General features: G+C 45.2%; 11 protein-coding genes. 6 read left to right on the top strand and 5 right to left on the bottom strand.

What is annotated here, in order from left to right; all coding sequences use genetic code 11:
- Positions 1 to 25 precede the first annotated feature (25 nt).
- From tkt to lepB, 4 genes are all read left to right on the top strand, one after another.
- Positions 26 to 2,029 carry a transketolase gene (gene tkt, locus KDM90_RS03850; RefSeq protein ID WP_212674225.1) on the top strand — a complete coding sequence of 668 codons (2,004 nt, stop codon included), beginning with the start codon at positions 26 to 28 and terminating at the stop codon, positions 2,027 to 2,029.
- A gap of 41 nt (positions 2,030 to 2,070) precedes the next feature.
- Positions 2,071 to 2,655: a GNAT family N-acetyltransferase gene (locus tag KDM90_RS03845; protein WP_230409578.1), complete on the top strand. Its 585-nt coding sequence runs from the start codon at positions 2,071 to 2,073 to the stop codon at positions 2,653 to 2,655.
- Between the two features lie 208 nt (positions 2,656 to 2,863).
- Positions 2,864 to 3,877 carry a type I glyceraldehyde-3-phosphate dehydrogenase gene (gap, locus tag KDM90_RS03840; RefSeq protein ID WP_212674224.1) on the top strand — a complete coding sequence of 338 codons (1,014 nt, stop codon included), beginning with the start codon at positions 2,864 to 2,866 and terminating at the stop codon, positions 3,875 to 3,877.
- 104 nt (positions 3,878 to 3,981) lie between these two features.
- Positions 3,982 to 4,674, top strand: coding sequence for a signal peptidase I (gene lepB, locus KDM90_RS03835; RefSeq protein ID WP_212674223.1), 693 nt, complete (start codon positions 3,982 to 3,984; stop codon positions 4,672 to 4,674).
- Between the two features lie 28 nt (positions 4,675 to 4,702).
- Here lepB and KDM90_RS03830 read toward each other — a convergent pair whose 3' ends face one another.
- On the bottom strand, positions 4,703 to 5,488 hold the full coding sequence (locus KDM90_RS03830; protein ID WP_212674222.1) for an IclR family transcriptional regulator: 786 nt from the start codon (positions 5,486 to 5,488) through the stop codon (positions 4,703 to 4,705).
- 309 nt (positions 5,489 to 5,797) lie between these two features.
- Here KDM90_RS03830 and KDM90_RS03825 point away from each other — a divergent pair, with 309 nt between their 5' ends.
- Complete coding sequence (locus KDM90_RS03825; protein WP_212674221.1) at positions 5,798 to 7,309, top strand: DUF3369 domain-containing protein; 1,512 nt, start codon at positions 5,798 to 5,800, stop codon at positions 7,307 to 7,309.
- Here KDM90_RS03825 and KDM90_RS03820 read toward each other — a convergent pair.
- From KDM90_RS03820 to KDM90_RS03805, 4 genes are all read right to left on the bottom strand, one after another.
- A complete protein-coding gene (locus KDM90_RS03820) occupies positions 7,287 to 9,266 on the bottom strand; it encodes a GAF domain-containing sensor histidine kinase (protein ID WP_212674220.1) in 1,980 nt (659 codons plus the stop codon). The two genes, KDM90_RS03825 and KDM90_RS03820, sit on opposite strands and share 23 nt — an antisense overlap.
- A gap of 378 nt (positions 9,267 to 9,644) precedes the next feature.
- Entirely contained in the window at positions 9,645 to 9,839 is a 195-nt protein-coding gene (locus KDM90_RS03815) for a helix-turn-helix transcriptional regulator (protein ID WP_212674497.1), read from the bottom strand.
- On the bottom strand, positions 9,839 to 10,252 hold the full coding sequence (locus KDM90_RS03810) for a hypothetical protein (RefSeq protein ID WP_212674219.1): 414 nt from the start codon (positions 10,250 to 10,252) through the stop codon (positions 9,839 to 9,841). The genes KDM90_RS03815 and KDM90_RS03810 overlap by 1 nt, the downstream gene beginning before the upstream one ends.
- 621 nt (positions 10,253 to 10,873) lie before the next feature.
- Positions 10,874 to 11,221, bottom strand: a complete 348-nt coding sequence (locus KDM90_RS03805; RefSeq protein WP_230409577.1) for a hypothetical protein — start codon at positions 11,219 to 11,221, stop codon at positions 10,874 to 10,876.
- Between the two features lie 286 nt (positions 11,222 to 11,507).
- Between KDM90_RS03805 and KDM90_RS03800 the strand changes: the two genes are divergently transcribed.
- Positions 11,508 to 13,058 (top strand): S10 family peptidase, encoded by a 1,551-nt coding sequence (locus KDM90_RS03800; RefSeq protein WP_230409576.1) that lies wholly within the window; start codon positions 11,508 to 11,510, stop codon positions 13,056 to 13,058.
- Positions 13,059 to 13,100 lie beyond the last annotated feature (42 nt).

Here is a 13,100-nt window from a genome sequence, read left to right as displayed (position 1 = left end):
TTATAAACTTTTCTCCTCTGCCGCTATGACATCCACATTCCAGCCTGAAAATACCTCTAAGATGGCCAATGCCATTCGCGCATTGTCTATGGACGCTGTTCAAAAAGCCAATTCTGGTCATCCAGGTGCGCCTATGGGCATGGCGGAAATTGCAGTGGCATTGTGGGCGGGGCACTATCGTCACAATCCGACCAATCCATCATGGGTGAATCGCGATCGTTTCGTTTTGTCTAACGGCCATGGCTCGATGTTGCATTATTCTTTACTGCATCTGACTGGTTACGATTTGCCGATGTCTGAAATCAGCAATTTCCGCCAATTGCATTCCAAAACGGCTGGTCATCCAGAAGTGCACATCACACCAGGCGTGGAAACAACCACAGGTCCACTTGGTCAAGGCATCACCAATGCGGTTGGTATGGCATTAGCAGAGAAATTACTCGCTGCAGAGTTCAATGTGGATGGTGCGAATATTGTTGACCATCGTACGTATGTGTTCATGGGCGACGGCTGTTTGATGGAAGGTATTTCGCATGAAGCTTGTTCCCTAGCAGGCACATGGAAGCTGAACAAATTAACCGCATTCTGGGACGATAACGGTATTTCTATCGACGGTCATGTTGAAGGCTGGTTCACCGACGATACACCAGCGCGTTTTGAATCTTATGGTTGGAATGTGATTCGCGGTGTGGATGGTCATAACGTCGCTGCTGTCAATCAAGCAATCATCGCAGCCAAAGCATCGGATAAGCCAACTTTGATCTGTTGCCGTACCGTGATCGGTAAAGGTTCTCCAAATATGGAAGGCACACACAACGTACACGGTGCTGCACTCGGTGATAAAGAAGTCGCTGCTGTACGAGCAAACATTGATTGGAACTATCCACCATTCGAAGTGCCAGACTATGTGTATAGCGCATGGGACGCGAAAGCCGATGGTGCAAAAGCAGAAGCAGAATGGAATGCCGCATTTGCTGCCTATAGCGCAGCGCATCCAGCCAAAGCTGCTGAATTGAAACGTCGTATGAACAATGGCTTGCCAGCGAATTTCGATGAAGTAGTCAAAGCAGTGATTTCCACTGTGGTAGAGAAAAAAGAAACCATTGCAACACGTAAAGCCAGCCAAAACGCGATTCAAGCATTCGCCCCAAGCTTGCCAGAATTCTTGGGCGGCTCTGCTGATTTGACTGGTTCCAATTTAACTAACTGGAAAGAATGTGTCGCGGTGCGCGCTAACCAAGCAGGCAATCACATCAACTACGGCGTGCGCGAATTTGGTATGAGCGCCATCATGAATGGTATCGCTTTGCATGGTGGTTACTTGCCGTTCGGCGCCACTTTCTTGACCTTCTCTGATTACAGTCGTAATGCCATTCGTATGGCGGCTTTGATGAAGATTCGTAGTTTGTTTGTCTTCACGCATGACTCTATCGGTCTCGGTGAAGATGGTCCTACGCATCAATCGGTTGAGCATATTTCCAGTATGCGTTTGATTCCAAATTTGGATAACTGGCGTCCATGCGATACAACAGAATCCACAGTCGCTTGGGCAGAAGCGATCAAGCGTACAGATGGTCCATCGACTTTGATTTTCTCCCGTCAAAATTTGCCTTTCCAAGAACGTAGCGCGCAGCAAGTTGCTGATATCGCTCGCGGCGGCTATATCTTGCAGGACGCAGCAGATGCGAAAGTCGTGTTGATCGCAACAGGCTCTGAAATTGAACTCGCGGTGAAGTCAGCTGCTGAATTAGCTGCACAAGGTATTCCAGCGCGTGTGGTGTCTATGCCTTCGACTGACGTGTTTGATCGTCAAGATAAAGCTTATCAATTGAGTGTGTTGGGTAAAGGCTTGCCACGTGTGGCGATCGAAGCAGGCGTGACTGCTTTCTGGCATAAGTATGTTGGCTTAGAAGGTGCGGTAGTGGGTATTGATACTTTCGGTGAATCTGCGCCTGCTCCTGTCCTGTTTAAACACTTTGGCTTCACGGTAGAAAACGTGGTGGCTAAAGTTAAAGCTGTTTTGGCTTAAATTTGCTTAATTTGACGCTGCGCAAGTAAGCCTAAATCCATATGAATAAAATCAAGGAAATCCAATTACGTCGTGCCACAGTCGCAGATGCGGAAGCGATTGCCGCGATCCGTATCGAGGGTTGGCGCACGACTTATCGTGGCATGATTCCTGATAGCTATCTCGATGAGATGGACATGAACGAAAATGTACTGCACTGGCGTACAATTTTGCAGGCATTGCCAGCAAAAGAAGACAGCCTGTGCGTGTATGTTGCCGTCAGTGAAGATGAAATTGTTGGGTTTGTCTCGGCAATGAAGTTGCCCGAGCCTAAGCTGGGCAAAGATGGTGAAATCAATGCGATTTATATTCGTCCGCAATGGCAACGTTGTGGGATCGGTAAACGTATGTTGCACAAGGCAGCCCGTTCTCTACAAGCGATGGGCTGCACCAGTTGCGTGATTTGGGTGATTGACGGCAATGCACAAGCACGCAATTTTTACGAAGAGCTCGGTGGAGAGATCCTCATCGAGCAAGATTTTAGTTGGGATGGATTGGATCTGACCGAAGTAGGTTACGGTTGGAATGATTTGAGCGTGATGATGGCATCGGCGGATGCGCTGCCGTTTCCGCGTGCTATGCAATAGCGGTTTTTATAAACCTCATATTCGGGCGCATCGCGTCGTAGGCGCTGTAACCACGTTCCTCGCAATATCGATTTATTGCTCAGGAGGGTTGGAGACTCGGCCTAGCGCTGCATCCCGACTAAGAGGTTTCTATAAACCTCGTTCAAAGGATTTTAAGTTTTTTTGTGTTTTATTTTTTGTTGCTGTTTGTCTTTTTGGAGATTGAACCATGACGATTCGCGTCGCAATTAACGGCTATGGCCGTATCGGTCGTAACATCCTACGTGCACATTACGAAGGTGGTAAGTTTAAAAATGAAATTCAAATCGTTGCGATTAACGATTTGGGTAACGCAGAATCGAACGCGCATTTGACACGTTACGATACAGCACACGGTAAGTTCCCTGGCACGGTGAGTGTTGAAGGCGACACGATGATCGTTAATGGCGACAAGATCAAAGTATTCGCAGAACGTAATCCAGCGAATATCCCTTGGGGTGAATTGAATGTAGACGTCGTGTTGGAATGCACAGGCTTCTTCACTACCAAAGAAAAAGCATCTGCGCATTTGGCTGGCGGCGCAAAGAAAGTCATCATCTCCGCACCAGGCGGCAAAGATGTGGACGCAACCGTAGTTTATGGCGTGAACCACGGCGTATTGAAAGCAACTGATACCGTTATTTCTAACGCATCTTGCACCACTAACTGCTTAGCACCATTAGCGAAACCATTGAACGACGCGATCGGTATCGAAAGCGGTTTGATGACAACGATCCACGCTTACACCAATGACCAAGTGTTGACAGACGTGATGCATGAAGATTTGCGTCGTGCGCGCTCTGCAACCATGAGCATGATCCCAACCAAAACTGGTGCGGCTGCAGCGGTAGGTTTGGTATTGCCAGAGTTGAACGGTAAATTGGACGGCTACGCAATGCGTGTACCAACGATCAACGTGTCCGTAGTTGATTTGACGTTCATCGCTAAGCGCGACACTACTGTTGAAGAAATCAATAAAGTACTGAAAGAAGCATCCGAAGGCGCCTTGAAAGGTATTTTGGATTACAACAAAGCACCATTGGTTTCTGTTGACTTCAACCACAACCCAGCATCTTCTACATATGACGAAACATTGACCAAAGTAAATGGTCGTTTGGTCAAAGTATCTAGCTGGTACGACAATGAGTGGGGCTTCTCCAACCGTATGTTGGATACCACTGTTGCATTGATGAGTGCGAAGTAATTTGTATTCTTTTAGTTTGGCCGCAGTATCGATGTAAATAGGAGCCCCGAACTTTCGGGGCTTTTGTATGTCAAACGTTCTTGTTTGAACAATAGGAATCCGAGATGGACTTAAATCCCCGTAAATTAATTGCTGATAATAAGACTTTCTTGTTATTTGTTGCTGGCATGATATTGATGCGTAGCGCGCTTGCTGATTGGTATGTCGTCCCTTCCAGTTCGATGTATCCACATTTATTGGAGGGCGATCGCGTGATTGCGAACCGGATTGCATACGATATCAAAGTGCCATTTACCGATGTCATTTTGAAGCATGTTGGGGAGCCACAACGGGGCGATATTGTGACATTTAGTTCACCAGCGGACGGCGTACGTTTGATTAAACGCGTTATTGGTTTGCCTGGCGATGTGGTCGAAATGCGAGATCAAAAATTGATCATTAATGGTCAGCCAGCCGACTATGCGCAAATACAAGAACCCGATCCAAATTTTCTCACGCCAAAACGTGAATACCCGAATCAGCAATTGATGTTTACCGAGTCGTTTGGAAGTTTTCAACACAATATTATCGTGATGCCAGAACGTTCAGCATTGCGTTCTTTCGATCCTGTTACGGTGCCACTCGGACATTATATGATGTTGGGTGATAACCGAGATAACAGCAATGATTCACGTTTTTATGGCTTCGTGAAGCGAGAGTTGATCACAGGTCGCGTTAGCCGCTTGATGTTTTCATTGGATTACGACAATTACTACATGCCGAGAATTGACAGAATCGGCGCAAAATTGAATCCTTGATGTAGAAGGAAATCACTTAGTCAGATCATTATTTTGATTTTGCGACATAACCGAGCGCCGCTGAGATCTGTTCGGCGGTGCTAATTAAATCGCCAAGCCAAGCCTCTTGTAGGCGATCCGCTGGTGCTGAAATTGATAGTCCAGCGATCATTTTTCCAGTGTCATCATGAATTCCAGCAGCCATGCAACGCACACCCAGTTCTAATTCCTCGTTGTCGCGAGCGTAGCCGTTCATACGCACTGATGCTAGCTCACGTTCAAACTTCGTTACGTCGGTGATTGAATTCTTATTGTGGCCAGCTAAACCCGTCCGTGTAATGTAAGCACGCAGCGCTTTGGGCTCGTCTATCGACAAAAATAATTTGCCAGTTGAGGTTAAGTGCAAGGGCGCTCGTCCGCCAATTGCGCGAACAACCTGCATTCCAGAACGTTCAGAAAATGCTCTATCGATATAGACGATTTCATCTCCTTGGCGCACGGATAGGTTAATTGTTTGGTTGGTGATGCGGTGCAGATTACGCATAAACTCGAGTGCTGCTTCGCGCACATCAAGTCGACTCTTGACGATATTGCCGAGTTCTAATAGGCGCATTCCCAATCGATAAGTCCCCGTATCCGCGCGGTCGACAAATCTCGTAATGCAGAGATCGTTCAAAATACGGTGGGCTGTTGACGGGTGAAGGCCTGTAACACTGGCGAGCTCTTTTAGACTGACAGGATCATGATAGCGAGAGAGCGCATCTAACAAAGAAACCATACGTTCGATGACCTGAATCGACGTTTTTTCGGCAGAAATCGGGAGATCGTTTTTCATAATGTGAATGGTGCATTGCAATAAATCTCTTTATACCATGATGTGAAATCTCTGTGTTGATTTGGTGGCTCTAATTTTTAACTTCGTTGCTGCGGTTGTCGCACGATGGTGATCTGGATCGATTAGAACGATTGCTTTTTTATTCATTCGATTTCGCTTTAGTCAGTACGAGAAACAATAATTTTGACGCTTAGTAATTGCTTCGGTGTAATATAAAGGAGTGAATGATGGTCGAATCAATCCCAAGTTTTTGAAACGCCGTTTTCAGTCATTTTGTCGCTTCATTTGATAAAAAGGGAAGTGCCGTCTATGTCGAATATTCCGCTGGTATCCTCCAAGTCCAACCCATGGAAAATCTTGTTGGTGGATGATGAGCCAGATATCCATGATGTCACCAAATTGACGCTCCATCGTTTTGAGCTGGATGGCCGTCGTTTGCAATTTCTTGATGCCTACAGTGGTCCGGAGGCGAAGGAGATTTTGAGCCGCGAACCCGATATCGCGCTCGTTTTTTTGGACGTTGTGATGGAAGCCGAAAACAGTGGCTTGGAAGTTGCACGATGGATGCGACAGGATTTGAAAAATCAGTTTACGCGCATCGTGCTAAGAACAGGTCAGCCTGGTCAAGCACCCGAAGAAAGTGTAATTGTTGATTATGATATCAATGACTATAAAGAAAAAACAGAATTAGATAGAACGAAATTATTCACCACGACGTTTGCAGCACTGCGTGCTTATCGCGACATTTATACTGTTGAAGAAGCCCGTCGCTTTCAAGTAACTTATCGAGAAGGCTTAGAGCGGGTGATTGAGGCTTCTGCGCATATACATCAGCAAAGGAACATGCATGATTTTGCGAATGGTTTGCTACAACAAGTTGTGGCCTTATTGCGACTTGAAAAGAGCATGCTGCTACGGCTACGTGGTGCAAGTGGCGTATCTGGCGAAAATAGTTACGAAGTGTTAGCAAAGATTGGCGATTTTGAAGAGAATGAACAACTATTCAGCCCAGAACTTTTAGAGCATCTAAATCAAGTTGCGGTGAATCGCATATCCCATCTTTTTGGCGACACCTATGTTGGCTATTTCCCCAACGAGAGTGGCAAAGCATCGTTGTTGGTATTGAAGGGTGTGGAGAGCGTGAGTGAAATTGATGCAAAATTATTGGAAGTATTTTCATCGGGTGTCGCAATTGCGTTCGACAATATCTTGCTAAATCAGGAGATCAGTGACACCCAAGGTGAACTGATTATGCGTCTAGGTGATGTCGTTGAATCACGTTCGCCGGAAGCGGGCAATCATGTACGGAGGATGGCAGAAGTCTGTCATCTCATCGCAATTGCGTCAGGTATGGATCCAGAAGAGGCGGCAATCTTAAAACAAGCTGCGCCGATGCATGATATCGGAAAAATTGCGACCCCTGATGCAGTGTTGCTGAAGCCTGGAAAATTAGACCAAGGTGAGTGGGATATCATGAAGATGCATCCAGAAGTGGGTATGTCTATCTTAGATGGGTCGCAACGCCCTATATTGCGCGCGGCCTCCATTATTGCTCACCAACATCATGAAAAATTTGACGGATCTGGCTATCCGCAAGGACTCGTTGGAAAGAACATACATGTCTACGCACGTATTGTCGCCGTAGCTGACGTATTTGATGCGCTTATGCATGCGCGTGTGTATAAATCCGCTTGGCCCGTTGAGCAAGTGATTGCACATCTGAAAAATGTCAGCGGCAGCCATCTCGATCCTGAATTCGTCGAATTGATGATTCAGCATGTCGACAAGGCTGTTGAAATCAACTTAAGGTATCCTGATTAGCCTTTTGAGGAGCGTTGACTTGTTTCGAAAGCAGGGGGAAACGAATCGAATAGGCGAGGCCATTTCCCAGTGAGGATTGCGCTTTGATCGTGCCGCCAAGTAAGCTGGTAACGAGATTGTAAACAATGTGCGTGCCTAGACCACTGCCACCTTGTCCGCGTTTGGTTGTATAGAAGGGATCAAATAGTTTGCCGAGTGACTCTTGGTTCATCCCGTTGCCGTCATCGAGATAGTCAAATATGAGTTCACCATCACTCAATTCGAACTTGATCGTGATATGTCCGTTTGGACGATTCTCGAATCCATGGTGCAGGGAATTCATGATGAAATTCGTTAATATTTGCGATATGGCTCCGGGATAACTGTCTAGCACCAGATCTGTTGGGCAAAGAATATCAATCGTGATATTTCTACCTTTTAATTTTGGTTGTAGTGAAACAAGGGTTTCATTTAAATAAGGCAGTAATTGAAATTGACGGCGATCGTTTGAAGTTTGATCGACAGCCACTTGTTTGAAGCTTCGCACTAGCGATGCGGCACGTTTTGTATTGGTACTAAGTATGCGCAAGCTTTGATCGACGATATCTAAGAAGGGTTCGAGTTGGCTGACTTCAAATTTACCATCCGCCATATCTTTCCTTGTTAATCGCACTTCTTCGACAAGATGGCTAGTCGCAGTGACGCAAATTCCGAGTGGTGTGTTAATTTCGTGTGCGACCCCAGCGACCAAACTACCTAGTGAAGCGAGTTTTTCTTGTCGAACTAGTTCAGATTGAGCTTCTTTTAGTGCGAGTAACGCATCGTTAATAGCATTGTTTTGATGTTCAAGATTGACTTTGGTTTGACGTAATTCGCGGTCTGCATTCATTCGGGAAATCGCGACTGCAATATGGTTGGCGACAAAAGCGAGTAATTCAAGATCGCCGGCACCGTAGGTATGATGTAAGTCATAACTTTGGACGATAATTACGCCATATATCTTGTCTTTGATGAGGATGGGCACGCCGAGCCAACTTTCAATATCTTGATCTCCCAATACTTGCTTTATCTCTCCGTCTTGAATTAACTGTTTTAGTCTATCTTTGTCGATTAATTGAGCGCGTCCCGTTCTCACGACGTAAGAAGTCATGCCAACCCCCAGCGGAAATCTTTCATGACTAGGGATTGGATCTTTTTCATCAATGAAGTACTGGATGCTGATCTCTTCTGATTCAGGGTGGTACAGCGCAACTAAAAAATTTTTTGCAACAATCAGGTTCTCAACAATCCAATGGAGTTTTCGATAAAGCAGGTCGCCTTCTTCACCGGAAAAAGATAATTCTGCGATTGCATACAATGCACTTTGAATTTTTTCTGAACGTCGTCGTTCTGCTATTTCATGCGCGAGTAGGGCAGTTCTCTCCTGCACTGCGCGCTCGAGTCGGTCGACGCTCTGGAAGGCTTCTAGTGCATTGGATACGTGATGCGCGATCATCTCGAAGAGAGCTTGATCTTCGTTGCTATACATCGCTTGCTTGTCATAACTCTGTATGACCATTGCACCAAGTGTTCGTTTTTGGTGATCGATTAGTGGGTATCCCATCCAATGCTCTGATGGCGCTCCCGAGACGGTATTCTTTTCATCCTCAGTAATTCTGGACATTTCAATGGCATCGGCGACCAGCGGTTTTTGATTTTGAATTACCCATTTCGTGAAGGATGAGCCTGGTGCCTCAAGTTTAAATTTTTGAGTCGGGTTAGGTGGTGGATCGACTTCATCCAGAAAATATGCGAATTGAATCGATTCATCGTCTGCGTCATAGAGCGCGATATAGAAATTTTTTGCATACATGATTTTACTTAATGCCATATGAATGGCTTGTAAAAATTCACGGATGTCGTTGGTGTTGGATGAAATTTTTCCTATTTCCAACACCATGTCCTGTACAGCTTCCAAACGTTGCAATCGATTATTCATAGACAACTAATTCCTTGTTGAATGCGTCGAGGACTTAGCTTATGCTAAATTGTTCTGAAAGGAAATTGTCAGCAGCACTTTAACCACAATGTGGCTTTAGATTGAATGGCATGAGCCATGCTTTGCGTCATTCTATTTTTTAAGCGCAATGTATCTTGTGTGAGGGAATTTTGATTATCAAAAATGAAGATACCAAATTCGCTCACTTAGCCTAATTTCATTGGCTAAAATGAGCGATGTTGCTTCACGATCCATTTAATTCGCAACCAGCTCTGATGGCAGAATTTTACTTAGACTGTCGAACGAAATTGCCGTTCATTTCGTTCGAATTGTGGGGTGTTTGATTCTGTGTCTTGGTATGTCGCGGTTAAGCAATATTTATTCATCTTCGAAAAAAATCTTCTCGATCGGCTTTCCAAATATCTTACTGATTGTAAAAGCGAGAGGTAGACTAGGATCATATCGACCTGTCTCAATCGCATTCACTGTTTGACGCGAAACAGCCAAATGGTCGGCTAAATTTGCCTGACTCCATTCTTTTTCTGTTCTTAGTTCTTTGACGATGTTTCGCATCATTCACGCTCCATCATGAGTTTTCTTCCGCATTGCACGAGAAGCCAAACGCCCATAAATATGCCGTAGTTGGCGAATCCACTCAACCGTGGGAAGCCTATCCCTTCGAGGAAGCCGTAACTAAAATTAAAAAATGCCGTACAACCGCCAGCAATCGCCATGACCTCAAGCAGGGATATGCGCATATACTCATCCATTCGTTTGAAGCTGCGAATAATTGCCCAAAGCGCTCCGAATGCAGGGATAGTTGGTGTCATCACAATCAGGTTTTGAATGAGCCCAGGCTCCGTTTTCTTTCCGAAATAGATCGAAACGAAAAGTGTGACGATATACAAAACCATACTGACGCCGAGTTCATTCAAATAGATCTTCGCGTCTGCGCGGTCTTTTTTGGAATAGTCTTGTTTGAACATAGTTTCTTTCTGTTTTTAATTTGTGTCGCGAAAAGAATGAGCTGTTCTTCTCATCATTACTCCGTTATCCAAGGAAGAAATAGATCGGGCATTTCATTCGTTTCTGACAAAGTTATCTCTATTGTTTCATGTCTTCCATTCCAAACACGGTGATTCTGTTTGGTCTGCATCAACATTAATAGTCGTCTGGACACGTTCCAAGCTTACGTCATGCTTGCTTGAAGACATACGGGAATCATCAGGCTTTTCAAATAAAATGTCAAGTAAACTTTACATGTTTGATTGATCTTCGCGATTGTGGCTGGCGAGAGATGCTCAACGTGCGTCATTCATCCGCGCTGCTATGCCATCAACGGGTAGTGTGAATTCTTGCGAAAGCACGGAGATAAATGCGGAACATAATTTTCAGTCGGAGAATGAAATGGCAATCCTAATGGGAAAGTTTAGCGCTGAAAGAAAAATTCTAAGTAAGGCGGTGTTGTCGCTTGAACCAGCAAATAACACCGTTCCTTAAGTTCTATCAATACTCCACACAGCATGGAATCTTGAGAAGTGATGTATTTTTGTGGGTAGCCCGACGGTCATTTACATCATTCGTTCGGGCGTGAATGTCATTGGATATTATTCGTACTCTTCTGCTAAATTCTTCCAGCCCTTGGTTTTTGCGAATTGGCAAAATTCTTCTGTCGCTTCGAGAACTATCATTTTGCGTTCTTGGATCGTCGGATCGGTTGCACCAAAATCAGGCCCGACGTAGCCTAAACTACGTAGCCGATTAAGAATTCCGCTAATGAGTTTGTGGTCTCGAAAACTGCCTTTCTCCAATGCCACGGTGAAGTCAACAAAGACATCAATCACCCCGTAGGTTTCGTCATAAATGCGAATGGATTTGACGATCTGTTCGCGGCCATTGCCGTCTTGCACTGTAAAGCTTCCACTAATTTCAATATCGTTGTTTTCACTCATCATCTTATCCTTTGTCTTTTGAGCAAGTGCTTCAATGTGAAAATCTTCTAGCTAATGATACGGATTATACGCAAGATCATTGATGCCTCGTAAAATCCCCCTTTGTTGGCCGATATTCAGCGGCATAGTGTTGAACTTTTTAGCGCATTCGCTGCTCAAAGCAGAGCAGAAACTCTGGGCGGCAATGGTCAGTATTTAATAGGCTAAATAATAGGCTAAATTGGCTTTTTAAATACAGCGATTGCCATTTCGTTTTTAAGAATAACGACAATAGACACATTCCGATACTATGAAATTTTCAAAACTGATACTTGCAAGCATGGCGCTCTGCGTGGCCAATGCCTATGCACAAGATTCGAATAATTCGGCATCCAATCCACCACCGACGCCAGTCGAAAAGAGTAAATCGGTCGCTTCCGCAAATGAGCGTATCCTGTCGGCGGAATCGGCGGTTCACTCAAATGGTCAGGTGATGATCAAAGGAAAAGCGGTTCCTTACAAAGTGACAGCGGGGACGCAGCCAGTTTGGGACAAAGACGGAAAGGTCATTGCTTCCTTGTTCTATACCTATTATCAACGTAGTGATGTATCGAACAAAGACAAGCGTCCATTGCTCATTTCGTTTAATGGCGGGCCAGGTTCTGCCTCGGTATGGATGCACGTCGCTTATACTGGACCAAAAATGTTGAACATCGATGATGAAGGTTATCCGGTGCAGCCTTATGGCATTCGCGATAATCCCCATTCTGTGCTGGATGTCGCTGATATTGTGTATATCGATCCCGTCAATACCGGTTTTTCTCGGGTCCTGGATCCGAAAGCGGATCGTACGCAATTTTTTGGTGTTAACGCAGATATCGCTTATTTGGCGGAGTGGCTCAATACCTTTGTGTCGCGTAGCAGCCGGTGGAATTCACCAAAATATTTGATTGGCGAAAGCTATGGAACTGCACGTGTTTCAGGTTTGGCGAAAGAGTTGCAAAATAACCATTGGATGTATCTTAATGGCGTGATATTGGTGTCTCCGACTGGTTTAGGTATCAAACGCGAAGGTCCAGTGAATGATGCGCTCAGCTTGCCTTACTATGCTGCGACTGCATGGCATCACAAAGTGTTGCCGGCGGATTTGCAGAAACGTGATTTGAATGAGCTATTGCCAGAAGTCGAAAATTTCACCTTGAACGAATTCATTCCTGCATTGGCAAAAGGTGGTTTCATCGATGCACAACAACGTCAGCAAATTGCGGCGAAAGTTGCGCGTTATGCAGGTGTATCTGAGACCGCCGTGTTGCAGCATAATTTAGCGATGCCACCATCATTCTTTTGGAAAGAGCTGTTGCGGACTCGCGGACAAACCGTAGGGCGACTGGATTCCCGTTATCTCGGCATAGATCGTATGGATGCAGGGACTGGACCTGACTACAATGCTGAGTTGACCTCTTGGTTGCATTCGTTCACACCAGCGATCAATTACTATCTTCGCGACGTTTTGAAGTATAAAACCGATGTGAAATACAATATGTTTGGACCAGTTCACCCTTGGGATAATAGTAATGACCGTACTGGCGAAAATCTGCGATTGGCGATGGCGGAAAATCCGTATATGCGTTTGATGGTTCAATCAGGTTACTATGATGGTGCGACCAATTACTTTGACGCCAAATATACGATGTGGCAAGTCGATCCAAGTGGCAAGATGAAAGACCGTATGGAGTTCAAAGGGTATCGTAGTGGTCATATGATGTACTTGCGCTCGGAGGATTTGGCCACGTCGAATGAGCATATCCGCGAGTTCATTAAAAAAGCCACGCCTGCGAATGGGCAGGCCGCGAAGTATTAATAAGCAAAGCGTAAAAAAAGCACAGGATCACATCCTGTGCTT

Source organism: Affinundibacterium fentianense, assembly GCF_018139545.1.
GTDB classification, from domain to species: domain Bacteria; phylum Pseudomonadota; class Gammaproteobacteria; order Burkholderiales; family Burkholderiaceae_D; genus Undibacterium; species Undibacterium fentianense.
Note: the sequence above shows the minus strand (reverse complement) of the source record. Positions and strands in the feature narration are given on the sequence as shown.

Coding starts and splice junctions, on each gene's coding strand:
- KDM90_RS03805 (WP_230409577.1), bottom strand. CDS start 11,221: ATGATGAGTGAAAACAACGATATTGAAATTAGTGGAAGCTTTACAGTG.
- gap (WP_212674224.1), top strand. CDS start 2,864: ATGACGATTCGCGTCGCAATTAACGGCTATGGCCGTATCGGTCGTAAC.
- KDM90_RS03810 (WP_212674219.1), bottom strand. CDS start 10,252: ATGTTCAAACAAGACTATTCCAAAAAAGACCGCGCAGACGCGAAGATC.
- KDM90_RS03825 (WP_212674221.1), top strand. CDS start 5,798: ATGTCGAATATTCCGCTGGTATCCTCCAAGTCCAACCCATGGAAAATC.
- KDM90_RS03820 (WP_212674220.1), bottom strand. CDS start 9,266: ATGAATAATCGATTGCAACGTTTGGAAGCTGTACAGGACATGGTGTTG.
- KDM90_RS03800 (WP_230409576.1), top strand. CDS start 11,508: ATGAAATTTTCAAAACTGATACTTGCAAGCATGGCGCTCTGCGTGGCC.
- KDM90_RS03830 (WP_212674222.1), bottom strand. CDS start 5,488: ATGAAAAACGATCTCCCGATTTCTGCCGAAAAAACGTCGATTCAGGTC.
- lepB (WP_212674223.1), top strand. CDS start 3,982: ATGGACTTAAATCCCCGTAAATTAATTGCTGATAATAAGACTTTCTTG.
- KDM90_RS03845 (WP_230409578.1), top strand. CDS start 2,071: ATGAATAAAATCAAGGAAATCCAATTACGTCGTGCCACAGTCGCAGAT.
- tkt (WP_212674225.1), top strand. CDS start 26: ATGACATCCACATTCCAGCCTGAAAATACCTCTAAGATGGCCAATGCC.
- KDM90_RS03815 (WP_212674497.1), bottom strand. CDS start 9,839: ATGCGAAACATCGTCAAAGAACTAAGAACAGAAAAAGAATGGAGTCAG.